Source organism: Streptomyces koelreuteriae (assembly GCF_018604545.1).
Taxonomy (GTDB): Bacteria; Actinomycetota; Actinomycetes; order Streptomycetales; family Streptomycetaceae; genus Streptomyces; species Streptomyces koelreuteriae.
The window spans coordinates 4,995,026-5,018,770 of the sequence record NZ_CP075896.1 but is presented as its reverse complement, the minus strand read 5'-3'; the positions used below and the strand labels follow the sequence as shown (position 1 = coordinate 5,018,770).

Here is a 23,745-nt window from a genome sequence, read left to right as displayed (position 1 = left end):
GGGGCGGTACCGCGGGCTGCAGATCGTATCGGCCTACGGTGTCACGGATCCCACGTACGGCCGTCGTCCGGAGGTGTCCTCTTGCCCACGCCGTCGCGGTCCCCCCGGACCACCACCGCCCCGCAGCGCCGCCCGCAGCCGCCCTCCTCCGGGCGGCGCCCTCGCAGGCCCGCGCCGCCGGTGCGGCGCCGGAAGCCGCGCTGGGGCATGCGGGCGCTCACCACGCTGTCCGTGGTGGTCCTCGCGTCCGCCGGCATCGGGCACGCGGTGGTCACGAGCCTGGACGCGGACATCGCCCGGGTCGACGCCTTCAAGGACATGAAGAACCGGCCCCAGGCGGGCCACGGCATGAACGTCCTGCTGGTCGGCACCGACGGCCGCGAGAAGATCAGCCGGGACGAGCGGCAGAAGTACCGGCTCGGCGGCGCGCCCTGCCACTGCACCGACACGATGATGATCGTGCACATCTCCCAGGACCGGGAGCGGGCGAGCGTGGTGAGCCTGCCGCGCGACTCGTACGCCGTGACGCCGGCGCATGTCGACCGTACGACGGGCAGACGGCACGAGGGCCACCCCATCAAGCTGAACGCGGCGTACGCCGAGGGCGGGGCGTCGCTGACCGTGCGGACGGTCGAGAACATGACCCGGGTGAAGATCGACCACTACCTGGAGGTCGACTTCACGAGCTTCATGAAGACGGTGGACGTGGTCGGGGGCGTGCAGATCTGCACGGCCGCCCCCCTGAACGACAGCTACACCGGACTGAACCTGCCGGCCGGGCGCCACACCCTCGAAGGCGGGCAGGCGCTTCAGTATGTGCGCGCACGCCATGTCGACGGGGCGTCGGATCTGGGCCGGATGAAACGGCAGCAGCGCTTCATGGCCGCGCTCGTGGAGCGGGTCATGTCCTCCGGGATCCTGCTGAACCCGATGAAGTTCCGGGACGTGACCCGGGCGGTCCTCGGCTCGGTGCGGGCCGACAAGGGCTTCGGCACGGACGAGATGCTGGCCCTGGGCCGGGCCATGCGGAACTTCTCCCCCTCCTCCTCCGAGTTCACGACCGTCCCCATCCAGCAGCTCGGATACGCCGTCGAGGGCGTCGGCTCGACCCTGAAGTGGGACTCCGCGAAGGCGGAGCGGATCTTCCACGCCCTGCGCGCGGACCAGCCGCTGTCCGTGCGGCGGTCGAGCGGCGAGGCCCGGGTCGTCCCGGTCGCCCCGCAGCAGATCAGCGTCCAGGTGGAGAACGGCACCCCCACGCCCGGCCTCGGCCGCCGGGTCGACGCGGCGCTGGTCGCGACGGGCTTCCGTACGACGGGAGCCCCGGTGAACGCCGCCACCCCCGACGCGAAGCGGACGGTCATCGTCTACGACCCCCGCTGGGACCGCTCCGCCAAGTCCCTCGCGGCGGCCCTGCCGGGCAGCGAACTGCGCGCGGCCCCGGGCCTGGGAGCGACCCTGAAGGTCATCGCGGGCACGGACTTCGAACGCGTCCGCAAGGTGCGGGCGGAGGACGCGGGGCAGGGCGAGTCGGGCGTGGTGGTACGGGGGGACGAGGTGGCGTGCTCGTAGAAGGACCCGTCAGTCCTCGAAGCCCTCCGCCGCCCGCTTCTCCCGCAGTTCCATGATCGCGCGGCGGCGGGCCAGGCGGTGGGTGCGGCGGATCTGGGCCTCCTGGTAGCGGCGCTTGTCGCGTTCCGTTTCCGGGAGGACGGGTGGGACGCGGCGGGGCTTGCCGTCGGCGTCGACCCCGGCGAAGACGAGGTAGGCGGAGCCGACCTGGGTGGGCGGGGCGGACTCGTTCCAGCGTTCGGCCAGGACCCGGACGCCGACCTCCATGGAGGTACGGCCGGTCCAGTTGACCTGCGCCTTGACGTGAACGAGGTCACCGACGCGGACGGGCTCCAGGAACGCCATCTCGTCCATGGAGGCGGTGACCGCCGGCCCGCCGGAGTGCCGCCCGGCCACGGCCCCCGCCGCGTCGTCGACCAGCTTCATGATCACCCCGCCGTGCACCGTCCCCAGCAGGTTCGTGTCGTTGTGGGTCATGATGTGACTGAGGGTGGTACGGGACGCCGAAGTCGGCTTGCCCGGGATTTCCGTACTGCCGGAATCCGCAGCTGGGGCCTGGTCTGTCATGGCCCCTACCCTATGCGGACGCGGTATGGGGACGTTTTGTGTCAGCTTCGCCACAGCCGTGCTCTGATTTTCCGACGACTCTTGTATGGCGCACTACGGGGACCTGCACACTGGGGCGCATGAACACTTGGCCCGAGGGGCGGTCCGACGACAACCGCGGCAACCGCTACGGACGCGGAAGCTCGAGCGCACAGCCCGAGAACGCACGCGTCATGCGGCAGGTCCGCCGTGGCCCGGCGCCGTCGCCCGGGCAGGCCGGGTACGGCGGGGCGCCGCCGTACGGCGGCGGAGTACCGCAGCAGCCGTCGTACGTCGACGGCGGCTACGGCGCTCCCGGCGACGGTTACGACAGCGGCTACAACACCGGCCAGGTCTACGGCTCCCCCGGCGGCCGGGGCCCCGGCGGCCCGGGCGACGGCATGTACGAGCCGCGTCCCGCGCCGAACTGGCGCCGCCGTATCAAGGTGACGACCATCACGCTGGTGACGGTGCTGGTGGTGACGAGCGTCGCCACGTACTTCTGGGCCGACTCCAAGCTCAACCGCGACGTCGACCTGTCGCAGGTCATCGAGCGGCCGGAGGCGGGCGAGGGCACGAACTACCTGATCGTCGGCTCCGACAGCCGCGCGGGCATGTCGGCCGAGGAGAAGAAGAGACTCCGCACCGGCTCCGCCGAGGGCAAGCGCACGGACTCGATGATGATCCTGCACACCGGCAGCAACGGCCCGACGCTGATCTCCCTGCCGCGTGACTCGAACGTCACGATCCCGTCCTTCAAGGGCTCCGACTCCGGGAAGGTCTACCCCGGCACCGGCCGCCAGACGAAGCTGAACGCGGCGTACGCGGAGGACGGCCCGGAGCTGCTGGTCCGTACCGTCGAGGCCAACACGGACCTGCACATCGACCACTACGTGGAGATCGGCTTCGGCGGCTTCGCGAGCATCGTGGACGCGGTCGGCGGCGTCGAGATGGACATCCCGCAGGACATCAAGGACACCAAGTCCGGCGCGGACTTCAAGAAGGGCAAGCAGACGCTGAGCGGCGAGCAGGCCCTCGCCTTCGTCCGCACCCGCTACGCCCTCAAGGGCTCCGACCTGGACCGTACGAAGAACCAGCAGAAGTTCCTGTCGGCCCTGGCCAACCAGGTCGCCACGCCGAGCACGATCCTCAACCCGTTCAAGCTGTACCCGACGATGGGCGCGGGCCTGGACTCCCTCGTGGTCGACAAGGACATGGGCCTGTACGACCTGGCGTCCATGTTCTGGGCGATGAAGGGCGTCAGTGGCGGCGAGGGCAAGTCGATGAACATGCCGATCTCGGGCAACGCCGCGAACGGCAACCTCCAGTGGGACACCGCCAAGGTGAAGCAGCTGGTGAACGAGCTGAAGAACGACGAGAAGGTCACCGTCTCCAGCAACTGAGCACACGGCGGCGGCACAGCACGCGGCAGCAGAAAAGAGGGGGCACCCGGGCGGGTGCCCCCTCTTCGCGTGAGGCGGTCCTCACATCGTGGCGGCCGACATCGAGCGGCACATCTCGGCGCAGCGGCGACACGCCTCGGCGCAGCGCATCATCTGGTCGTCGTCCGGCATGGACATACACGCCTCGGCGCACATGTCACAGGCCTTGGCGCACATCGCGCACATCTCGGCCGACAGCGGCGAGCGGCGCATCATCATGTCGGCGCACATGCGCGTCATCTCGGCGCAGTCCATGACGGCGCGCATGATCTGCATCTGGGCCGGGCCGCCCATCTGCAGGCAGGAGCTCATGGTCTCCTCGCACACGCTGTGGCAGGCCATGCACGCCTGGACGCAGTCCTGCATCTCCTTGCTCAGCGGGGTCATGGTGGCGGGCTGCTGGGTCATGACTTCCTCCGGGGTGGGGACGGTGGGGGCCGGGGGTCGGCCCCCGTGCCTTCCGTCCTACGCCTGCGCGGCGCCGGCCGCCATGGGGCGGAGGGAAGGAATCCGCCATGCGTGCGTCAGAGCCTTCCGAAACGACGCTCGCCCTCCGGCCCGGCGGAGCGGGCGGAGGGCGACCGGTGAGGCGGAGCGGCGGTGCCGAGGGCCTTACGGCAGGTTGCGGGCGATGACGATGCGCTGGACCTGGTTGGTGCCCTCGTAGATCTGGGTGATCTTGGCGTCGCGCATCATGCGCTCCACCGGGTAGTCGCGCGTGTAGCCGTAGCCGCCGAGGAGCTGGACGGCGTCCGTGGTGACCTCCATGGCGACGTCCGAGGCGAAGCACTTGGCGGCGGCGCCCTGGTAGGTGAGGTCGGCGTCGCCGCGTTCGGAGGCGGCGGCGGCCTGGTAGGTCAGGGCGCGGGCGGCCGAGATCTTCATGGCCATGTCGGCGAGCATGAACTGGATGCCCTGGAAGTCGGCGATCGCCTTGCCGAACTGCTTGCGCTCCTGGACGTAGCCCTTGGCGTAGTCGAGGGCGCCCTGGGCGATGCCGAGGGCCTGGGCGGCGATGGTGATGCGGGTGTGGTCGAGGGTCTTCATCGCCGTGGCGAAGCCGGTGCCCTCCTCGCCGATCATGCGGTCGGCGGGGATGCGGACGTTGTCGAGGTAGACCTCGCGGGTCGGGGAGCCCTTGATGCCGAGCTTCTTCTCGGGGGCGCCGAAGGAGACGCCCTCGTCGGACTTCTCGACGACGAAGGCCGAGATGCCCTTGGAGCGCTTGGCCGGGTCCGTGACGGCCATCACCGTGTAGTACTCGGACTCGCCGGCGTTGGTGATCCAGCGCTTCACGCCGTTGAGGATCCAGTGGTCGCCGTCGCGGACGGCCTTGGTCTTCATGCCGGCGGCGTCGGAGCCGGCGTCCGGCTCGGACAGGCAGTACGAGAACATGCCGTCGCCCTTGGCGAGCGGGGTCATGTACCGCTTCTTGAGGTCCTCGGAGCCGGAGAGGATCACCGGGAGCGAGCCCAGCTTGTTCACCGCCGGGATGAGGGAGGACGAGGCGCAGACGCGCGAGACCTCCTCGATGACTATGACGGTGGCCAGCGCGTCGGCGCCCGACCCGCCGTACTCCTCGGGTACGTGCACGGCGTGCAGGTCGTTGCCGACGAGCGCGTCGAGCGCCTCCTGCGGGAAGCGGGCTTCCTCGTCCACCGCGGCGGCGTGCGGCGCGATCTTCGCCTCGGCCAGGGAGCGGACGGCGTCACGGAGCATGTCGTGCTCCTCGGACGGGCGGTACAGGTCGAAGTCAGCCGATCCGGCCAAGGTCTCTCACGCTCCAAAACGCTGCGATGCTGACGCTAACTACCGTTAAGTAATCAAAAGTTTATGGGGTCGCCCCCGGGAGTGATACGTGAGCTAGACGACAGCGGAGAAGTTGCCCAGTGAAGCGCGCTCCCATGCCCCGGCTATGCTCGGGCGCGCACCACATGCCGTAGACCCCTGGAGCACCCCATGGCCCTGAAGATCACCGTGATCGGCACCGGTTATCTCGGCGCGACACACGCGGCGGCCATGGCCGAGCTGGGCTTCGAGGTGCTCGCGCTCGATGTGGTGCCCGAGAAGATCGAGAAGCTGGAGCGCGCCGAGGCCCCGATGTACGAGCCGGGGCTCGAGGAGCTGCTGCGCAAGCACGTCGCCGGTATCGAGGGCTCCAGCGGGCGGCTGCGCTTCACCCAGGACTTCGCCGAGGTCGGTGCGTTCGGGGATGTGCACTTCGTCTGTGTGAACACTCCGCAGCGGCACGGCGAGTACGCCTGTGACATGTCGTACGTCGACTCCGCGATCGCCTCGCTCGCCCCGCATCTGCACGGGCCGGCCCTGGTGGTGGGCAAGTCGACCGTGCCGGTGGGTTCCGCGGACCGGCTCGCCGCCTATCTGGCCGCGCACGCGCCCGCCGGTGCGGACGCCGAGCTGGCCTGGAACCCGGAGTTCCTGCGCGAGGGCTTCGCGGTCGACGACACGCTGCATCCCGACCGGCTGGTGGTGGGGGTGCGCAGCGAGCGGGCCGAGAAGCTGCTGCGGGAGGTGTACGCCACGCCGATCGCGGAGGGCTCGCCGTTCGTGGTGACCGACTTCCCGACCTCGGAGCTGGTGAAGACCTCCGCGAACTCCTTCCTCGCCACGAAGATCTCGTTCATCAACGCGATGGCGGAGGTGTGCGAGGCCGCGGGCGGTGACGTCGCCAAGCTGGCGGAGGCCATCGGCTACGACGACCGGATCGGCAAGAAGTTCCTGCGGGCCGGGATCGGCTTCGGCGGCGGCTGTCTGCCGAAGGACATCCGGGCGTTCATGGCGCGCGCCGGTGAGCTGGGCGCGGACCAGGCGCTGACGTTCCTGCGGGAGATCGACTCCATCAACATGCGCCAGCGCGGGCAGATGGTGGAGCTGGCGCGGCAGGCGCTGGGCGGCGGGCCGTTCCTCGGCAAGCGCGTGGCGGTGCTGGGTGCGACCTTCAAGCCGGACTCGGACGACGTCCGGGACTCCCCCGCGCTGAACGTCGCCGGGCAGATCCACCTCCAGGGCGGCCAGGTCACGGTCTACGACCCCAAGGGCATGGACAACGCCCGCCGGGTCTTCCCGACCCTCGGCTACGCGGACTCGGCGCTGGAGGCCGTCCGGGGCGCCGACATAGTGCTGCATCTGACGGAGTGGCGGGAGTTCCGGGAGCTGGACACGGAGGCCCTCGGCGAAGTGGCGGCGACCCGTCTCGTCCTGGACGGCCGCAACGCCCTCGACCCGGACCGCTGGCGCAAGGCCGGCTGGACGTACCGTGCGATGGGGCGCCCCAAGGCCTGAAGACGCCTGACGGCACCTGAAGACGCCGGAAGGTGCCTGAGGTGCCCCGAGAAAGGTGACGCCGGTTCGGCCGAGGCTCAGTCGGCCGAACCGGCGTCACTGTGCATTCTGCCCCACCGGACCCGTGCGCGGGCGGGTCACGCCCCCTTCGCCCGGTAGCGCCGCATCTTCGCGCGCGCCCCGCACACCTGCATCGAGCACCAGCGGCCCCGGCCCGCCGGGCTGCGGTCGTAGTAGGCCCAGTGGCAGTCGGGGGCCTCGCAGGCCTTGAGGCGGGTCCAGGTGCCGGCGGTGAGGGATTCGGCGACGGCGGCGGCGACGCGGGCGGGCAGGGAGTGGTCGTCGGCGGGTGTCAGGGTGGCCGAGCCGTCGGTCGGGTCGACGGTGACGATGAGCGGGGCGTGGGCCAGGAGGTCGCCGAGCGGGGGCGTCTCGCGGTGCGGCGGGTGGCCGGCGTGGGCGAGGAGGGTCGCGCGCAGGGACTCGCGCAGGGCGCGGGCCCGGTCCGTCTCGTCCGGGGCGATCCCGAAGCGCGCCCGGCCCTCGGGCGAGTCCAGCGTGTCGGCGCCCGACTCGATGTCCAGGGTGTTCACCAGGGCCTCGACCAGGGCCAGGCCGCCGGGCGCGGGCGATCTCTCCGTCATGGCTGGACCGTACCTCTCGCGTTTTCCCTTGCGAGGTTACCGCCCATGGGGGAGCATGCAGTAACGGTTACTGGTTATCCGCCTTTGAAGGTAACCGCGACTCCGAGGAGGAAGTCATGGCTCTCGCCAAGCTGGGCGTCGTCGTCCTGGACTGTCCCGACCCGCACGCACTCGCCGCCTTCTACGCCGAAGTGCTCGGCGGCACACCGGAGGTGGCGACCGACGGGGAGGACGAGTGGGTCGACCTGAAGGTGCCGGGCGGTACCCCGCTGGCCTTCCAGGCCGCCGCCGGTTTCGTACCGCCGGCGTGGCCGTCGCCCGACCACTCGCAGCAGTTCCATCTCGACCTGGACGTGGAGGACCTGGACGCGGCCGAGAAGGGTGTGCTGGCGCTCGGTGCCAAGCCGCTGGACACCGAGGACCGCTCCCGGAGCTTCCGGGTTTACGCCGATCCGGCCGGGCACCCGTTCTGCCTCTGCGCCTGCTGACACCGGGAGGCCTCATGTCCGCCGTGGCACATTTCCGTTCCGTGGTCGTCGACTGCCCCGACCCGCGCGAGCTGGCCCGCTTCTACGCGGCGGTCGGGGGCGGCACGCCGGAGGACGGCGACCCCGACTGGGTGGTGCTGCGCCTCCCCGGCGGGCCCCGGCTCGCCTTCCAGCGCTCGCCCGACCACACGCCGCCCCAGTGGCCCCGCTCCGACCGCAACGCCCAGCAGTTCCACCTGGACTTCGACGGTGGCGCGACCTGGGAGGAGATCGACGCGGCCGAGGAGCGGGTGCTGGCGCTGGGCGCGCGGGTGCTGGACAAGGAGGACGACATCAAGAAGGACTTCCGGGTCTACGCGGACCCGGCGGGGCACCCGTTCTGCCTCTGCCGGATCGCGCACGACTGACCCGGACGGTCAGCCGTCCAGCTCCGAGATCGTCGCCTTCGACGGGGCGCGGCGCTGCTGTGCGGCGCGCGCGGTGAAGTCGGCCCCGCGCAGGACGCGTTGGACGTTGCCCCAGGTCAGGAGGGCGACATCGCCTTCGTCCCAGCCGCGTCGCAGCAGCTCGGCGATCAGCCGCGGGTAGCAGGAGACGTCGCCGAGTTCCTGTGGATGGGCCGAGCCGGAGTCGTAGGTGCCGGACAGGCCGACGCACTGCGCTCCGGCCACGGCACGGATGTGGTCGAGGTGGTCGGCGACGTCACGGACGGTCGGGCCGGTCTGCTCGGCCGTCAGCGGTACCAGGCACAGCCCCTTGGCGGCGCCCAGTGCGGCCAGCAGGTCGTCGGGGAGGTTGACCGGGTGGGGGCGGATCGCGCGGGCCGCGGAGCGGCTGAACAGCACGGGCGCCCGGGAGAGGCTCAGCACGCGGCGGACGGTCTGCTCCGGGGCGCCGGAGAGGTCCGCGAGGACACCGAGCCGGTTCATCTCGCGCACGACCTCCTCGCCGAACCGGGTCAGCCCCGCGTCGCTCGCCCAGGACACCCCGGTCAGCGTCAGGGCGCGCAGGCCGAGGAGGTGCAGCTGGCGCAGGGTGCCCAGCGAGTCGCCCACGGCCGAGGCCCCGGCGGGACCGAGGAGCACGGCGACGCGGCCGCAGTTGCGGGCGTCGGCGACCTGCCCGGCCGTGCAGGCGGGCCGCAGGCCCTCGTCGCAGGTGCGGACGATGGACTTCGCCAGGTCGAGCTGTTCCAGAGTGGCGCCGACGGCCCGGTCGCCGTCGAGCCCCTCGGGCAGGTGCAGCGACCAGAACAGCGCGCCCACATGGCCGCTGCGCAGCCGGGGCACGTCCGTGTCGACGGTGCTCTCGCCGTCCTCGAGGTCGTAGTAGGACAGCCGCTTGAGCGCCCAGGGCAGTCCGTTGTACCCGTCGGCGACGGGATGGGCGGCGAGAATGGCGTGGGCCCGGGTCAGGGGCGCGTCGTCCGGATCGGAGACGGGCTCGTAGGGCTCCGCCGTGACGACGCCCTCATCGGGGTACTGCTCGGTCAGGTCGTCGAACTCTCCGGCTGCGGCGGCCGGGCGCAGGTCGTGCTGGAGATCTGCCATGGCGGCTCCGTACGGTGCTCGTGACGTACGGTCACCGTCGCACGGAGCGGGGGGCTGTTCCTGGTGGGCGGGGCGTTCGGAGTACGGCCCCGGACCCGGCGGGCGCTCAGGGCAGCCGGGCCGCGTCGATTACCTCGTCCAGGGTGTCCCGGGAGCGGACCAGATCGGCGATCATCCGGTCGATGCGGGCGCGCTCGGCCGTGAGGTTGGCGACCAGGCCGGGGGTGGCCCGGGCCGAGGGGCCGCCGTCCGCGTCCCGCATGCACGGCAGCAGCTGGACGATCTTCTCGCTGCACAGTCCCGCCGCGAACAGTTCCTGGATCCGGATGACCCGGTCCACTGCGGCCTCCGGGTACTCCCGGTGCCCGCCGGGCGTCCGCTCGGCGAAGAGCATGCCCTGCTTCTCGTAGTAGCGCAGCGACCGCTCGCTGACGTTGGTGCGCCGGGCCAGTTCACCGATCCGCACGTCCGCTCCCGGGCTTGAATCTGACATGGGTGTCAGGTTCTAGCGTAAGCGCATGACGCAGCACACGACAGCACTCTTCGAACCGGCTCGTCTGCCCGGGCTGGACCTGCCCAACCGTCTGGTGATGGCGCCCCTGACCCGCAACCGGGCGGAGGCCGACGGCACCCCGACCCCGCTCATGGCGACGTACTACGCCCAGCGCGCCTCGGCCGGGCTGATCATCGCCGAGGCCTCGACACCGAACCCGGTCGGGCAGACGTATCCGAACATCACCGCCGTCCACAGCCCGGAGCATGTGGCCGGCTGGCGGCGGGTCACGGACGCCGTCCGGGACGCGGGCGGCCTGATGTTCCTCCAGCTCCAGCACGGCGGCCGGGTCGGCCACCCGGCGACCAGCGGGCTGACGCCCGTCGCGCCCTCGCCGGTCGCGCTACCCGAGACGATCTTCACGCCGGAGGGCCACCGTCCGGCCGTGGTGCCGAGGGAGATGACCGCCGAGGACATCCGCAGCACCGTCGCCGACTTCGCGAAGGCCGCGCGGAACGCGATCGACGCCGGGTTCGAGGGGGTGGAGGTGCACTCGGCCAACGGCCATCTCCTGCACCAGTTCCTGGCCGCCAACACCAATCTGCGCACCGACGGCTACGGCGGTCCGGTCGCGGCCCGGATCCGGTTCACGGCCGAGGTGACCGAGGCCGTGGCCGCCGAGATCGGCGCCGAGCGCGTCGGGCTCAGGGTCTCCCCCGGCAACACCGTCAACGGCATCGCGGAGGGCGAGACCGAGGAGCTCTACCCGGCGCTCGCCGAGCGGCTCGGCGGGCTGGGGCTGGCCTATCTGCACCTGGGGTACGCCGACCCGGAGACGCCGGTGTTCCGGAGGGTGCGCGCCGCCTGGCCCGGGGTGATCGTCGCCAACCCCGTGCTGAAGGAGGTCACCACCGAAGCCGTTCACCGGGCGTCGGAGGCGCTGCTGGCGGCCGGGGCGGACCTGATCGCCCTCGGCCGGCCCTTCCTCGCCAACCCGGATCTGGTGACCCGGCTGCGGCTCGGCGCGCCCCTGAACGAGATGCGCGACCGGTACTTCATGTATGTGGGCGGGGCGGCCGGTTACACCGACTACCCCGCCCTGGACACTCAGCCGTCGAGCGACTCGATCGTGGCGTTGGACGCCGACCGCGTCGCCTGAAGGCTCCGGGCCACATCCTCGGCCGCGCCCAGCACCCGTACCGCGTTCTTCCAGGTCAGCTTGGCCAGGTCGGCCTTGGACCAGCCGCGGTCCAGCAGCTCGGCGAGGAGGTTCGGGTAGCCGGAGACGTCGTCGAGGCCGTCGGGGGTGAAGGCCGTGCCGTCGTAGTCGCCGCCGATGCCGAGGTGGTCGACGCCGGCGACCTCGCGCATGTGGTCCAGGTGGTCGGCGACCGTCGACACCGTCGCGACCGGGCGCGGCCGCCGCTCCTCGAAGGCGCGGTGGACCTTCATGGCCTCGGCGGTGGTGTCGAGGTGGTGGAAGCCGTGGGCGCGCATGTTCTCGTCGGCCTCGGCCGTCCAGTCCACGGCTGCCTGGAGCACGAACTTCGGCACGAACGTCACCATCGCGACACCGCCGCCCGCGGCCAGCCGCTCCAGGACGTCGTCCGGGATGTTGCGCGGGTGGTCGCACACGGCCCGGGCGGAGGAGTGGGAGAAGACCACCGGGGCGGTGCTCGTGTCGAGCGCGTCCCGCATGGTCGTCGCCGCCACATGGGAGAGGTCGACGAGCATGCCGACGCGGTTCATCTCCCGTACGACCTCACGGCCGAAGGCGGTGAGGCCACCGGCCTTCGGTGCGTCGGTCGCGGAGTCCGCCCAGTCCACGTTGTCGTTGTGGGTGAGGGTCAGATACCGCACGCCGAGCCCGTACAGACCGCGCAGGGTGCCCAGGGAGTTGGCGATGGAGTGGCCGCCCTCCGCCCCCATGAGGGAGGCGATGCGGCCCTCCCCGCGCGCGGCCTCCATGTCGGCGGCCGTCAGCGCGGGCCGGAGGTCGCCCGGGTGGCGGGCCAGCAACTGCCGTACGCAGTCGATCTGTTCGAGGGTGGCCGCGACCGGGTCCGGCGAGTCCGTGCGGACGTACACGGACCAGTACTGCGCACCGACGCCGCCCGCGCGCAGCCGGGGGATGTCGGTGTGCAGGTGGGCGCTCTGGTCGGCGGCGACATCGCGGGCGTCGAGGTCGTAGCGGACCTGTTCGCGCAGCGCCCAGGGCAGGTCGTTGTGGCCGTCGGCGACCGGGAACTCGCGCAGGAGTTCCCGGGCCGACTCCAGGGAGGTCATCGCCGTCACTTCCCCGCGCCGAAGCCGAAGCCGCCCGAGCCCTCGACCTTGGCGCGCAGGCGCTTGCCCTTCTCGGTGGCCTGGTCGTTCAGCTCCTGCTGGAAGTCGCGCATCCGGCCGCGCAGTTCCTCGTCGTGCGCGGCGAGGATGCGGGCGGCCAGCAGACCGGCGTTGCGGGCACCGGCGACGGAGACCGTCGCGACGGGCACACCGGCCGGCATCTGCACGATCGACAGCAGACTGTCCATGCCGTCGAGGTACTTCAGCGGCACGGGCACGCCGATGACCGGCAGCGGGGTGACCGAGGCGAGCATGCCGGGCAGATGGGCGGCGCCGCCGGCCCCGGCGATGATCGCCTTGAGCCCGCGACCGTCGGCCTGCTCGCCGTACGCGACCATCTCGCGCGGCATGCGGTGGGCCGACACGACGTCCACCTCGTAGGGGATCTCGAACTCGTCGAGGGCCTTCGCGGCGGCCTCCATGACGGGCCAGTCGGAGTCCGACCCCATGACGATGCCAACAACAGGGCTCATTCGGTGATGGTGCCTCTCAGGTAGCCGGCAGCGTGACGGGCGCGCTCCAGCACGTCGTCCAGGTCGTCGCCGTAGGTGTTGACGTGTCCGACCTTGCGGCCGGGCTTCACGTCCTTGCCGTACATGTGGATCTTGAGCTGGGGGTCGCGGGCCATGCAGTGCAGGTACGCGGAGTACATGTCCGGGAAGTCGCCGCCGAGGACGTTGACCATGACCGTCCACCCGGCGCGCGGGCGCGGGTCGCCGAGGGGCAGGTCCAGGACCGCCCGGACATGGTTGGCGAACTGGCTGGTGACGGCGCCGTCCATCGACCAGTGGCCGGAGTTGTGGGGGCGCATCGCCAGCTCGTTGACGAGGATGCGTCCGTCGCGGGTCTGGAACAGCTCGACCGCGAGGTGCCCGACGACGCCGAGTTCCTTGGCGATGTTCAGAGCCATCTCGGAGGCCCGGACCGCGAGGTCCTCGTCGAGGTCGGGGGCCGGGGCGATGACCGTGTCGCAGACGCCGCCCACCTGCCGGGACTCCACGACCGGGTAGGCGACGGCCTGGCCGTGCGGGGAGCGTACGACGTTGGCGGCGAGCTCGCGCAGGAAGTCGACCTTCTCCTCGGCGAGGACGGGCACACCGGCCTTGAAGGGGTCCGCGGCCTCCTCTTCGGAGTCGACGACCCACACGCCCTTGCCGTCGTAGCCGCCCCGGACGGTCTTGAGCACGACGGGGAAACCGTCGCCCTCGGCGGCGAAGGCCGCCACGTCCTGTGGATCGGAGACGATCCGGTGCCTGGGGCAGGGCACGCCGATCGCGTCGAGTCTCGCGCGCATCACGCCCTTGTCCTGGGCGTGCACCAGCGCGTCGGGACCGGGGCGCACGGGGATGCCGTCCGCCTCCAGGGCCCGGAGATGCTCGGTGGGTACATGTTCGTGATCGAAGGTGATCACATCGCACCCGCGGGCGAACTCACGCAGCGTGTCCAGGTCGCGATAGTCGCCGATGACGACATCGCTCACGACCTGCGCAGCTGAGTCCTGCGGGGTGTCACTGAGAAGCTTGAACCTGATGCCCAGCGGGATGCCCGCCTCGTGTGTCATACGAGCGAGCTGGCCACCGCCGACCATGCCGACTACCGGAAACGTCACTCCCTCAGGGTATCGGCCGCGCCAAGGTGGCCGGTTTCCTGTCCCTCCCCGGAGCGGCCCGGACCATCTCCGGCCGTCCACCGGTATCCGCAGGAAGATCGCGCGGGAGGGTGGTTAGCATGGCTGGGTTGACGCCAACTGAGGGACGGGGGCCTGTACGGCCATGGGACATGGTGCCTCTCGGCTCCGAGGACTCGTTCGCGAAGTCGCCAAGTTCGGCGCGGTGGGCGGGGCCGGGGTGCTGGTCAACCTCCTCGTGTTCAACCTGGTACGGCATGTGACCGACCTCCAGGTGGTGCGCGCGAGCGTCATCGCGACCGTCGTCGCGATCGTCTTCAACTACATCGGCTTCCGCTACTTCACGTACCGCGACCGCGACAAGTCCGGCCGCACCCGGGAAATGACCCTGTTCCTGCTGTTCAGCGCGGTGGGCCTGGTCATCGAGAACGGCGTGCTGTACGCGGCGACCTACGGCTTCGGCTGGAACACCCCGCTGCAGAACAACATCTTCAAGTTCGTCGGCATCGGCGTCGCCACGCTCTTCCGCTTCTGGTCGTACCGCACCTGGGTCTTCGTCGCCCTCCCGGCCCGGACACCGCCGTCGGACACCGGCCCGACGGCGGAGCAGGAGCGCAACAAGCAGCGGGTGCCGTAGCCGCGCCCGAGCGGGAGCCTCAGCGGACCGTCCGCTCGTCCTCGTCCGTCGTCGCCGTCTGGGCGGCCGTGCGGGACAGGAACAGGCCGAAGACCGGGGGCTTGGTCTGGAGCATTTCCAGACGGCCGCCGTCCGCTTCCGCCAGGTCGCGGGCGACGGCCAGGCCGATGCCCGTGGAGTTCCGGCCGCTGATCGCCCGCTCGAAGATGCGGGCGCCCAGGTCGGCGGGGACGCCGGGGCCCTCGTCCGTGACCTCGATGACGGCCTGGTTGCCGGTCACGCGGGTGCGCAGGGCCACGGTGCCGCCACCGTGCATCAGGGAGTTCTCGATCAGCGCGGCCAGCACCTGCGCGACCGCGCCGGGCGTGCCGACCGCCTCCAGATGCCGCTTGCCGGAGCTGACGATCGCCCGGCCCGCGCTGCGGTACGCCGGCCGCCACTCGGCGAGCTGCTGCTGGATGACCTCGTCGAGGTCGAAGGTGACGGCGGAGCCGGTGCGCGGATCGCGGGAGTTGGTCAGCAGCCGCTCGACGACGTCCGTGAGGCGCTCGACCTGTGTGAGCGCGATCGTCGCCTCGTCCTTCACGGTGTCCGGGTCGTCGGTGAGGGTGATCTCCTCCAGCCGCATGGACAGGGCCGTGAGCGGTGTCCGCAGCTGGTGGGAGGCGTCGGCGGCCAGTCGGCGTTCGGCGGTGAGCATGCGGGCGATGCGCTCGGCGGAGCCGTCCAGCACGTCCGCGACCCGGTCCAGCTCGGGCACGCCGTAGCGCTTGTGCCGGGGGCGGGGATCGCCCGAGCCGAGCCGCTCGGCCGTCTCCGCGAGGTCGGTCAGCGGCGACGCCAGCTTGTTCGCCTGGCGGACCGCGAGCAGTACGGCGGCCACCACGGCCAGCAGCGCGACCAGCGCGATGATCAGCAGGGTCCGGCCGACCTCGCGGGTCACCGAGGAGCGCGGCTCCTGGACGGTGACGGTCTCGCCCTCCTCGCCGGGCGCGGTCGCGCTGATGACGTCACCGGACGGCTTGTCGCCGACCTCGATGGGCGCCTCGCCGGGGAGGCGGATCACCGCGTAGTAGCGGTCCTGGGTGACCTGGTCGCGCAGCACCTCGGCGTCGACCTGCTGGGCCCCGAAGAGGCGGCTGTCGACGATGCTGGCGAGGCGGACCGCCTCGGACTCCACCCGTTCCTGGGCGCTGTTGCTGATCGTCCTGGTCTCGACGATGACGAGCGAGACACCGAAGACGGCGATCACGACCAGCACCACGGCGAGCGTGGACTGGATCAGTCGGCGGCGCATGTCCTGTTACCCGTGCCTGCCTGCCCCGTGGCTCAGCTCTTCTCGAAACGGAAGCCCACGCCGCGCACGGTGGCGATGTAGCGGGGGTTGGCCGCGTCGTCGCCGAGCTTCTTGCGCAGCCAGGAGATGTGCATGTCGAGGGTCTTGGTCGACGACCACCAGGTGGTGTCCCAGACCTCGCGCATCAGCTGGTCGCGGGTGACGACCCGGCCCGCGTCGCGCACCAGCACCCGCAGCAGGTCGAACTCCTTGGCGGTGAGCTGGAGCTCCTCCTCGCCCATCCAGGCGCGGTGCGACTCGACGTCGATGCGCACGCCGTGGGTGGCGGGCGGCTGCTGCGGCTCGGCGGCACCGCGCCGCAGCAGGGCCCGGACGCGGGCGAGCAGCTCGGCGAGCCGGAAGGGCTTGGTGACGTAGTCGTCGGCGCCCGCGTCGAGCCCGACGACGGTGTCCACCTCGTCGGCGCGCGCGGTCAGGATGAGGATCGGGATGGTGTGGCCCTCGCCGCGCAGGCGCCGGGCCACCTCCAGGCCGTCCATGCCGGGCAGACCCAGGTCGAGCACGACCAGGTCGACGCCGCCCTGCAGTCCTGCGTCGAGAGCGGTGGGGCCGTCCTCACGCACCTCGACCTCGTAGCCCTCCCGGCGCAGAGCACGGGCCAGCGGCTCCGAGATGGACGCGTCGTCCTCGGCGAGCAGTACACGGGTCATGGAGTGATGGTAGACCTGCGGGGCCGTGAGCTGGGGTGTGACCGGAAGCGTTGATTCTTACCGTTGGCATACCCGCTTCTTACGTTCCGGGGGAACGCGCACGGACCGCTGCCGAACCTCTGCCCATGGGGTGCGATCCTGGTAAGGACCTTGGAAGTAGGGCTCACGGTTCCCCTGACACCTGTGATCCTCCTCTCAAGTCCTTCCATATGCGGCCGTGTCCTGCCGTATGGTGAATCGACGCCTGTAGCCCTAGGCGACCTTCTGTGGCGCTCTGCCCTGAGGGTCTCTTTTGTGTCGGGCCTCGTCGTGCGGCGACGCGCGTAGAGGCGTGGACCCCTCGTGGCCCCCGGTGGCGACCGCCCACCGCTCCGTGACCCGGAGCGGACCCCCGTAGGCGTCGGGCGGACGGCCGTACGCACCGATGCCGACTGCCCCCCACCGGGCGCACCACCGCTGTGGCGGGGCGCGTCCCGACCAGCAAGGAACGACCATGGCGTCCAGCCTGACGAAGGACTCGGCCCGCCCGGGCACCCCCGGCTCCGAGAAGACCTTCTTCGGCCACCCCCGCGGACTGGCCACTCTCTTCATGACCGAGATGTGGGAGAGGTTCTCCTACTACGGCATGAGGGCCCTGCTCCCGCTGTACCTGGTGGCCCCGGGTGGCCTGCACCTGCCCGCGGGGACGGCGACGGCGATCTACTCCGTGTACGTGTCGCTGGTGTACCTGCTCACGATGCCCGGCGGCTGGTTCGGCGACCGCGTCTGGGGGCCGCGCAAGACCGTCGCCATCGCGGGCGGCGTCATCATGCTGGGCCACCTCACGCTGGCCCTGCCCTCCTCCAGCACCTTCTACGCCGGTCTCGGCCTGGTCGCGATCGGTTCGGGCCTGCTGAAGGCCAACATCTCGACGATGGTCGGCCACCTCTACGACGGACCGGACGACCCGCGCCGCGACGGTGGCTTCACCGTCTTCTACATGGGCATCAACCTCGGTGCCTTCGCGGCGCCGCTGATCATCGGCACCATCGGTGAGAGCGTCAACTGGCACCTGGGCTTCGCGCTCGCCGCGCTCGGCATGGCGCTGGGTGTCGTCCAGTTCCTGATCGGCTCGCGCAACCTGGCCGAGCGCTCCAGTGTCGTCCCGACGCCGCTGTCCGGCGAGGAGAAGGCCTCGACGCTGCGCAAGGCGGCGATCTGGGCCGGTATCGCGGTCGTCTTCTACGCGATCGTCGGCTTCTCCGGCCACTACACGCTGAACTGGATCCTGGTCCCGCTGACCCTGCTGGGCGTGATCATCCCGACGTTGGTCCTGGTCCGCATCAAGCGCGACAAGGACCTGGACCGTGCCGAGCAGTCGAAGATGTCCGCGTACATCTGGTTCTTCCTGGCCGCGGCCGTGTTCTGGATGATCTACGACCAGGGCGGCTCGACCCTGTCGATCTTCGCGGACTCCTCCGCCGAGAACAGCGTCTTCGGCTGGGGCTTCCCGGTCTCCTGGTACCAGTCGGTCAACCCGGTCCTGATCATGGCGCTGGCCCCGGTCTTCGCCTGGTTCTGGCTGGCGCTGAACCGGCGCGGCAAGGAGCCGAGCACGATCGTGAAGTTCGGCTCGGGTCTGGTCCTGGTCGGCGCGTCCTTCTTCCTGTTCCTCGCCCCGCTGTCGATCGCCGAGGGCGGTCACAAGGCGGCGGCGCTGTGGCTGGTGGCGATCTACTTCACGCAGACCGTCGGTGAGCTGCTGCTCTCCCCGGTGGGTCTGTCGGTGACGACGAAGATGGCTCCCGCGAAGTACGCCTCGCAGATGATGGGCGTCTGGTTCCTGGCCGTCACCGCCGGTGACGCCACGACCGGCCTGCTCTCCATCGCCGGGGTCGACCTGAACAAGGCGAACATCGTGGCTCTGGAGGCGACGCTCGCCGTCCTCGCGGGTGCCGCGGTGTGGATGTACCGCAAGAAGGTCAAGGAGCTCATGGGCGACGTCCGCTGAGCCGTCCCGCCGGGCCATGACGAAGGGCCGCCGCATCCTCGGGACGCGGCGGCCCTTTCGCGTGCGCTCGCGCCGGTCAGGCCTTCGTCGTCGGGTCCTTTCGGTACGACGCGGAGGGCCGCCCCGCGTCGTCCGGGCCGGCGTCGGGGGTGACCCAGGGCAGGGCCGGGGCGGCGGAGGGGGTGGTCACCCTTGAGGGGCGCAGCCCTGTACGACGGGCCGGGCGGGCCGCGTGGCCGGGGCGGCGAGGCCGTAGGTGGTCCACCAGGGCCAGTCCGGCGCGGAGCAGCGCCGCCGGTACGACCAGGAGGACCAGGGCCCAGAACAGGGTCACGCCCCAGGGGCGGCCCACGCCCCAGGGGTGTTCGGCGAGGACCTTGCCGCCGTACTTCAGGGACACCGTGTAGTCGCCGTGCGCCCCGGCGGCGAGCTCCACGGGCAGCTCGATACGGGCCTCGCCGCCGGGCCGGATCGTGCCGCGCCAGCGCTGGTCCTGCCACTGCGGGGCGAACACGCCGTGGGCGGTGCCGACCTGGAAGACGGGGTTCTTCACGGGGGACGTGCCGACGTTGCCGACGGTGACCTCCAGGGTCCGGGCCGGCGGCGAGCCGAACCAGGTCAGCAGCCCGCTCTCACCGCGCAGCCGGGTGTCCGCGAGCAGGGAGAGCCGTCCCCCGGACCGTTCCGCGGGCAGCGGCTCGACGGTGTGCCCGGCGACCTGAAGCGCGGCGTCCGCCTCGGCATCGGCTCCGGTCACCGTCTCCACGTGCACCACGCAGGGGCACGGCACGGGTGGCTCGACGACGGGCAGCGTACGGCGAAAGCGCCCCTCGGCGTCCGTGGTGACGGCCCTGCCGTCGGCGTTGGCACAGGAGTTGCTCCCCCCGGTCACCCCCCGCTCCGGCTCGGCCTGCCCGCAGACCAGCAACGTCAGCAGAGCACGCGCCCGCCAGCCGCTCCCACTGACCGTGACCACCCCACCCGCCCCCGCCTCCGCGGCGGACAACTGGACCCGGGGCCGCTCCACCGCCCCTACGGGTGCGGCTCCCGCCAGAACCGCCAGAAGCACCAGCAGAACCGCGAGCAACGGGTACGGAAGGCGCGCGGCGCGCGACATCAGGGCTCCAGGGATCGTCCGGGGCGGGCATACGGTGTCGACTCCGGCGGGCGTCCGGGCATGCTCACGGCATCGGCAGGGGCCCGAACGGTCAGCTCCAGTGAGCACCCGAGGCTTGCGTGCGTCGCCTCCGGCGGGCGTGGGGACCCGCACACGGCATCGGCGCTCCGAGCAGCCGGCTCCGCCAGACACCCGGGCGAGCGCACCGCCCCGCGCTCAGCGGCGTCCGCGCGAACCCGTGCCAACGGCCGCGGCCGACCGGGCCGCCCGTGGGCGCCGTCGGCTGCCGCAAACGTCCCGCGCATGCTCAGTGGCGAACGCGGGAGCTCTGGTGACGGCGTGTCAGCCACAGGGTGCCCGCCGCGCCGGCGAGCAGGACCGTGCCGCCGAGGGTGCCGAGGGCGATGGCCGAGTCCTCGGGTCCGGTCTGCGGGAGCCCGGCGCCGGTGTCCGGGCCGGAGCCGCCGCCCTGGGCGGAGCCGGTACCGCCGCCGCTCGCGGCCTTGACGTCGAGGGTCAGGGACGGGCCCGGGTCGTTGGTCGGGGTGCAGGTGGTCGTCGTACCGAGGGCCTTGATGGTGAGCACACCGGCCGTGAAGGTGACCTCGCCGCTCTTCTTCGGCGTGTACGTCCCGCTCAAGTCGTTGATCTTGATCGGGGTGTTGGCCGGCAGGGCGGCGTCGTTGGCGGGGCCGGTCACCGTCAGGGTGCCGTCGTCGGCGCCGCCCAGGGCGATCGTGGCGCTCGGGGTCATCGCGCCCTTGCCCAGTTCGACGGGGCTGGAGGAGACGCCCTTCTGCCAGGACATGGTGATCTTGTAGCCGTCGCCGTCCTCGACGCCCTTGATGTCGATGGGCGAGACGGCGCTCTTGTCGCCGATCGGCGTCTTGCACTGGTAGTTGACGTCGACGACCTCGGCCCGGGCCACGGGGGCGGCCATCAGCACCGCCGAGCCGGCCAGGGCCGCGGCGGACGCGAGCGCGGCGGTGCGCATCCGGTACGGCACGGCGCCACTCCCCTTCCTGTTTCCTGACGGCGTATCAGAACGGGCCGTCAAGGTACGCCCGGGGCCTTGAGGAAGGAAGACACAGCACGCGCCGGATCTGTGGCGATCCGGCGCGCGGCATGTGACGTATGAGGGGATGTACGGCGGGGAATCCGTGGGGACCGGTGGACGGTCCCGGTCAGGCGGGTGCGCCCAGTTCCGCCCACACCGTCTTGCCGGCGACCCCCGGCGTGCGCACCACACCCCAGTCGAGGCACAGCCGCTGGACGATGAACATGCCGTGGCCGCCCGGGCGCCCCGCCCGGTGCGGAGTGCGGGGAGCCGGCTGCCCGGTGCCCCGGTCGGCGACCTCCAGGCGGATCACCTTGTTGTCGCAGGTGATCCAGAGCTGGTCCGGCCCCTCGGCGTGCAGGCACGCGTTGGTGACCAGCTCGGAGACGACGAGCAGCACATCCTCGGCGGCGGCCCGCTGGTCGGCGGAGGCGGCCGGCAGCCAGCCCCACGCGTACAGCGCCTGGCGGGTGAAGTCGCGGGCGAGCGGAACGACACCGCTCTCCCCGTCGAAGCTCAGCCGGCGCACCTGCCGACCCCCCGGCGGCGCCGCGGCTCCGGACGGCGCGCCCACGCCCTCGCCGGACACCGTGGCCGCCGGTACGCCACCGTCGGACGCCCCGGAAGCGCCGCTGGGCTCCGGCCCGCGGTCGCCCGGCGGGTAAGGCCGGGTGGTGCTCATCAGCGCTTCACCTCACCGATTCACCAGTTCACGATTCACAAGATTCTGTACACAGTCAGTCACGCAGTGCGCGGCGTATCGGTTTCGCTGCACCCCCGCCACCCCGGTAGCCAACAGGTTCAGGATGTCTCCTGCCCTGGCGTCCCGGGGGAACACCCCCGGATTCGGCACGAAAGGCGTGACGGACCTAGGACGTCGGTCACAGAGGGAAGGCCGAGGCTCGGCGCGCCGACGCACCGCCGCTCAGCTCGACTCGTCGGCCAGGGCCGCCTGCAGCGTGTCGTGGACGGTGAAGACCGCGTCCGCGCCCGTGATCTCGAAGACGCGCGCCACCACCGGCTGCATCCCGGCGAGGGTCACGCCGCCACCGGCGGCCTCCGCCTTCAGCCGGGCGCCGAGGAGCACATTGAGCCCCGTGGAGTCGCAGAACTCCAGGCGCGCGCAGTCGATCACCAGGCGCTTGAATCCCTTGGCGAGGCAGTCCTCGAGTGGCTCACGCAACAAATCGGCGGTGTGGTGATCCAACTCACCCGCCGGGGTCACGACGGCACTAGAGCCCTCTTCCCGCACCTCCACCAGAAGCCGGCCAGACTGTGCGCTGCCGACCGTCCCGCGGTCCATGCCGTCTCTCTCTCCTGACGTCGAGGCTGCTTGCTGACGCCCTCGAACACTACGCCTTCCTGACACGCTTCGACACCCGAACAACTACACACAAACGGACATATGCCCACAGAACGCACTTGCGGTGGGCTCAGGAAAGCGGGTAGGCCTAGTAAGGACACGTACCCGACACCACGGCCGGCTTTGGAGGCGCCGCACACCGCAGTGCACGTAATGGCTCCGGCAGCCTTATGCCGAGAACGATGGAGGACATCATGTCACCCCGGCTCGACGCATCGCGTACCCAGAAAGCGACGTCGACACCCCCTCCGGAACATCTGGATCCCATCGAGCAGGACGAGACGCTCGTCACACAGGACGACCTTCTCGCCGGACTTCCGGACATTCCCCCGTACGAGCAGGTCGACGCGGTCGACGCACGGGCTCTGTCCAAGACCCTCTTCGAGCGCCTCGAAGCGCTGGAGGAAGGCACGCACGAGTACTCGTACGTCCGCAACACGCTGGTCGAACTGAATCTCGCGCTGGTCAAGTTCGCCGCTTCCCGGTTCCGCTCCCGCAGCGAGCCGATGGAGGACATCATCCAGGTCGGCACCATCGGCCTGATCAAGGCGATCGACCGGTTCGAGCTCTCCCGGGGCGTCGAGTTCCCCACGTTCGCCATGCCGACGATCGTCGGCGAGATCAAGCGCTTCTTCCGCGACACCTCGTGGTCCGTGCGCGTGCCGCGGCGGCTCCAGGAGCTCCGGCTCGACCTGGCCAAGGCCGGTGACGAGCTGGCCCAGAAGCTGGACCGCGCCCCGACGGTGACGGAACTGGCCGAGCGCCTGGGCCTGTCCAAGGACGAGGTCGTCGAGGGCATGGCCGCCTCGAACGCCTACACCGCCTCCTCGCTGGACGCCCAGCCGGAGGAGGACGACTCCGAGGGCGCGCTCGCGGACCGCATCGGCTACGAGGACCACGGACTCGAAGGCATCGAGTACGTCGAGTCGTTGAAGCCGCTGATCGCCGAACTCCCGCCGCGCGACCGGAAGATCCTGTCGCTGCGCTTCGTCGCGGGTCTGACGCAGTCGGAGATCGGCGAGGAACTGGGCATCTCGCAGATGCACGTGTCGCGCCTGCTGTCGCGCACGCTGGTACGGCTGCGCAAGGGGCTGACCGTCGAGGAGTGATCCTCAGGTGATCCCAGTCGGGTGACGTGTCCTTCGGGGGCGGACCTCACGGTCCGCCCCCGAGCGCGTGTCACGGGCGGGCCGCGGCCGTGATCTTCAGGAGACGAGGATCAGGACGGCCGTGGGCAGCAGCGGCGCCGCCAGGCTCAGCAGCCAGTACGTGCGCGGAGCCAGCGCCGTCCGGCGCCGCAGCGGCATGTTGGCCAGCCACCAGATCACGCCGAACAGCGCGACGACCGGAACGACGATGACGAGCCAGACGGCCATGCCGTCGTTCTCCGTCGGCTCCCGCACCGTCAGCCCGAGATCGGCGAGCGGCCAGTTCGCCGCGAGGTACCAGAGCAACCAGATCGGCACCACCGCCGGGATCCCGAGCAGCAGGTTCACCAGGAGCGGTGCCGACCAGTGCTTCATC

Annotated in this window: 25 protein-coding genes; 9 read left to right on the top strand and 16 right to left on the bottom strand. The window is 71.1% G+C overall.

Annotated features, from left to right (window positions below):
* Window positions 1-81 precede the first annotated feature (81 nt).
* Window positions 82-1,572: an LCP family protein gene (locus KJK29_RS22780; RefSeq protein ID WP_215120997.1), complete on the top strand. Its 1,491-nt coding sequence runs from the start codon at window positions 82-84 to the stop codon at window positions 1,570-1,572.
* Between the two features lie 9 nt (window positions 1,573-1,581).
* Here KJK29_RS22780 and KJK29_RS22775 read toward each other — a convergent pair whose 3' ends face one another.
* Window positions 1,582-2,139, bottom strand: a complete 558-nt coding sequence (locus KJK29_RS22775; RefSeq protein ID WP_215120996.1) for an acyl-CoA thioesterase — start codon at window positions 2,137-2,139, stop codon at window positions 1,582-1,584.
* A gap of 119 nt (window positions 2,140-2,258) precedes the next feature.
* On the opposite strand from KJK29_RS22775, the gene KJK29_RS22770 reads away from it, so the two are divergent.
* Window positions 2,259-3,560 carry an LCP family protein gene (locus KJK29_RS22770; protein ID WP_215120995.1) on the top strand — a complete coding sequence of 434 codons (1,302 nt, stop codon included), beginning with the start codon at window positions 2,259-2,261 and terminating at the stop codon, window positions 3,558-3,560.
* Window positions 3,561-3,641: 81 nt separating this feature from the next.
* Here KJK29_RS22770 and KJK29_RS22765 read toward each other — a convergent pair whose 3' ends face one another.
* Both KJK29_RS22765 and KJK29_RS22760 read right to left on the bottom strand, forming a co-directional pair.
* Entirely contained in the window at window positions 3,642-4,007 is a 366-nt protein-coding gene (locus KJK29_RS22765) for a four-helix bundle copper-binding protein (RefSeq protein WP_215120994.1), read from the bottom strand.
* A 204-nt stretch (window positions 4,008-4,211) separates the two neighbouring features.
* The gene (locus KJK29_RS22760) at window positions 4,212-5,369 is read right to left on the bottom strand and encodes an acyl-CoA dehydrogenase (RefSeq protein WP_255961298.1); all 1,158 of its coding nucleotides are present in this window, start codon (window positions 5,367-5,369) and stop codon (window positions 4,212-4,214) included.
* A 189-nt stretch (window positions 5,370-5,558) separates the two neighbouring features.
* On the opposite strand from KJK29_RS22760, the gene KJK29_RS22755 reads away from it, so the two are divergent.
* Window positions 5,559-6,902: a UDP-glucose dehydrogenase family protein gene (locus tag KJK29_RS22755; RefSeq protein ID WP_215120993.1), complete on the top strand. Its 1,344-nt coding sequence runs from the start codon at window positions 5,559-5,561 to the stop codon at window positions 6,900-6,902.
* Window positions 6,903-7,039: 137 nt separating this feature from the next.
* On the opposite strand, the gene KJK29_RS22750 is transcribed toward KJK29_RS22755, so the two are convergent.
* Complete coding sequence (locus tag KJK29_RS22750; protein WP_215120992.1) at window positions 7,040-7,546, bottom strand: CGNR zinc finger domain-containing protein; 507 nt, start codon at window positions 7,544-7,546, stop codon at window positions 7,040-7,042.
* Window positions 7,547-7,662: 116 nt separating this feature from the next.
* Here KJK29_RS22750 and KJK29_RS22745 point away from each other — a divergent pair, with 116 nt between their 5' ends.
* Together KJK29_RS22745 and KJK29_RS22740 are read left to right on the top strand one after the other, a co-directional pair.
* Window positions 7,663-8,034 (top strand): VOC family protein, encoded by a 372-nt coding sequence (locus KJK29_RS22745; protein ID WP_215120991.1) that lies wholly within the window; start codon window positions 7,663-7,665, stop codon window positions 8,032-8,034.
* A 14-nt stretch (window positions 8,035-8,048) separates the two neighbouring features.
* A complete protein-coding gene (locus tag KJK29_RS22740; protein WP_215120990.1) occupies window positions 8,049-8,441 on the top strand; it encodes a VOC family protein in 393 nt (130 codons plus the stop codon).
* Between the two features lie 9 nt (window positions 8,442-8,450).
* Here the strand turns inward: KJK29_RS22740 and KJK29_RS22735 are convergent, their stop codons facing one another.
* Window positions 8,451-9,584 carry a dipeptidase gene (locus tag KJK29_RS22735; protein WP_215120989.1) on the bottom strand — a complete coding sequence of 378 codons (1,134 nt, stop codon included), beginning with the start codon at window positions 9,582-9,584 and terminating at the stop codon, window positions 8,451-8,453.
* A gap of 106 nt (window positions 9,585-9,690) precedes the next feature.
* Entirely contained in the window at window positions 9,691-10,050 is a 360-nt protein-coding gene (locus KJK29_RS22730) for a MerR family transcriptional regulator (RefSeq protein ID WP_215124410.1), read from the bottom strand.
* Window positions 10,051-10,102: 52 nt separating this feature from the next.
* Between KJK29_RS22730 and KJK29_RS22725 the strand changes: the two genes are divergently transcribed.
* Window positions 10,103-11,236, top strand: coding sequence for an alkene reductase (locus KJK29_RS22725; RefSeq protein WP_215120988.1), 1,134 nt, complete (start codon window positions 10,103-10,105; stop codon window positions 11,234-11,236).
* Here KJK29_RS22725 and KJK29_RS22720 read toward each other — a convergent pair.
* The 3 genes from KJK29_RS22720 to KJK29_RS22710 are packed head-to-tail and all read right to left on the bottom strand — an operon-like array spanning window position 11,185 to window position 14,032.
* On the bottom strand, window positions 11,185-12,363 hold the full coding sequence (locus KJK29_RS22720) for a dipeptidase (protein ID WP_215120987.1): 1,179 nt from the start codon (window positions 12,361-12,363) through the stop codon (window positions 11,185-11,187). The genes KJK29_RS22725 and KJK29_RS22720 overlap by 52 nt on opposite strands.
* A gap of 5 nt (window positions 12,364-12,368) precedes the next feature.
* Window positions 12,369-12,896, bottom strand: a complete 528-nt coding sequence (gene purE, locus KJK29_RS22715) for a 5-(carboxyamino)imidazole ribonucleotide mutase (RefSeq protein WP_215120986.1) — start codon at window positions 12,894-12,896, stop codon at window positions 12,369-12,371.
* Window positions 12,893-14,032, bottom strand: coding sequence for a 5-(carboxyamino)imidazole ribonucleotide synthase (locus tag KJK29_RS22710; RefSeq protein WP_215120985.1), 1,140 nt, complete (start codon window positions 14,030-14,032; stop codon window positions 12,893-12,895). Before KJK29_RS22710 ends, purE begins: the two co-directional genes overlap by 4 nt.
* A 163-nt stretch (window positions 14,033-14,195) precedes the next feature.
* Between KJK29_RS22710 and KJK29_RS22705 the strand changes: the two genes are divergently transcribed.
* Complete coding sequence (locus KJK29_RS22705) at window positions 14,196-14,687, top strand: GtrA family protein (RefSeq protein ID WP_215120984.1); 492 nt, start codon at window positions 14,196-14,198, stop codon at window positions 14,685-14,687.
* Between the two features lie 19 nt (window positions 14,688-14,706).
* Here KJK29_RS22705 and KJK29_RS22700 read toward each other — a convergent pair whose 3' ends face one another.
* Complete coding sequence (locus KJK29_RS22700; RefSeq protein ID WP_215120983.1) at window positions 14,707-15,984, bottom strand: ATP-binding protein; 1,278 nt, start codon at window positions 15,982-15,984, stop codon at window positions 14,707-14,709.
* A 32-nt stretch (window positions 15,985-16,016) separates the two neighbouring features.
* Window positions 16,017-16,694: a response regulator transcription factor gene (locus KJK29_RS22695; RefSeq protein ID WP_189726740.1), complete on the bottom strand. Its 678-nt coding sequence runs from the start codon at window positions 16,692-16,694 to the stop codon at window positions 16,017-16,019.
* Between the two features lie 493 nt (window positions 16,695-17,187).
* Here KJK29_RS22695 and KJK29_RS22690 point away from each other — a divergent pair, with 493 nt between their 5' ends.
* Window positions 17,188-18,684: an oligopeptide:H+ symporter gene (locus KJK29_RS22690; protein WP_215120982.1), complete on the top strand. Its 1,497-nt coding sequence runs from the start codon at window positions 17,188-17,190 to the stop codon at window positions 18,682-18,684.
* Window positions 18,685-18,760: 76 nt separating this feature from the next.
* On the opposite strand, the gene KJK29_RS22685 is transcribed toward KJK29_RS22690, so the two are convergent.
* The 4 genes from KJK29_RS22685 to KJK29_RS22670 all read right to left on the bottom strand — a co-directional run bounded on the left by KJK29_RS22685 (window position 18,761) and on the right by KJK29_RS22670 (window position 22,161).
* A complete protein-coding gene (locus tag KJK29_RS22685) occupies window positions 18,761-19,801 on the bottom strand; it encodes a hypothetical protein (RefSeq protein WP_215120981.1) in 1,041 nt (346 codons plus the stop codon).
* Between the two features lie 307 nt (window positions 19,802-20,108).
* Window positions 20,109-20,807, bottom strand: coding sequence for an LPXTG cell wall anchor domain-containing protein (locus tag KJK29_RS22680; RefSeq protein WP_215120980.1), 699 nt, complete (start codon window positions 20,805-20,807; stop codon window positions 20,109-20,111).
* 178 nt (window positions 20,808-20,985) lie between these two features.
* Window positions 20,986-21,540, bottom strand: a complete 555-nt coding sequence (locus tag KJK29_RS22675) for an ATP-binding protein (protein ID WP_215120979.1) — start codon at window positions 21,538-21,540, stop codon at window positions 20,986-20,988.
* Window positions 21,541-21,783: 243 nt separating this feature from the next.
* Window positions 21,784-22,161, bottom strand: a complete 378-nt coding sequence (locus KJK29_RS22670) for an STAS domain-containing protein (RefSeq protein WP_215120978.1) — start codon at window positions 22,159-22,161, stop codon at window positions 21,784-21,786.
* A 242-nt stretch (window positions 22,162-22,403) separates the two neighbouring features.
* On the opposite strand from KJK29_RS22670, the gene KJK29_RS22665 reads away from it, so the two are divergent.
* Complete coding sequence (locus KJK29_RS22665; protein WP_193480042.1) at window positions 22,404-23,330, top strand: RNA polymerase sigma factor SigF; 927 nt, start codon at window positions 22,404-22,406, stop codon at window positions 23,328-23,330.
* Between the two features lie 96 nt (window positions 23,331-23,426).
* Here KJK29_RS22665 and KJK29_RS22660 read toward each other — a convergent pair whose 3' ends face one another.
* Window positions 23,427-23,744, bottom strand: coding sequence for a hypothetical protein (locus KJK29_RS22660; protein WP_215120977.1), 318 nt, complete (start codon window positions 23,742-23,744; stop codon window positions 23,427-23,429).
* Window position 23,745: the final 1 nt, after the last annotated feature.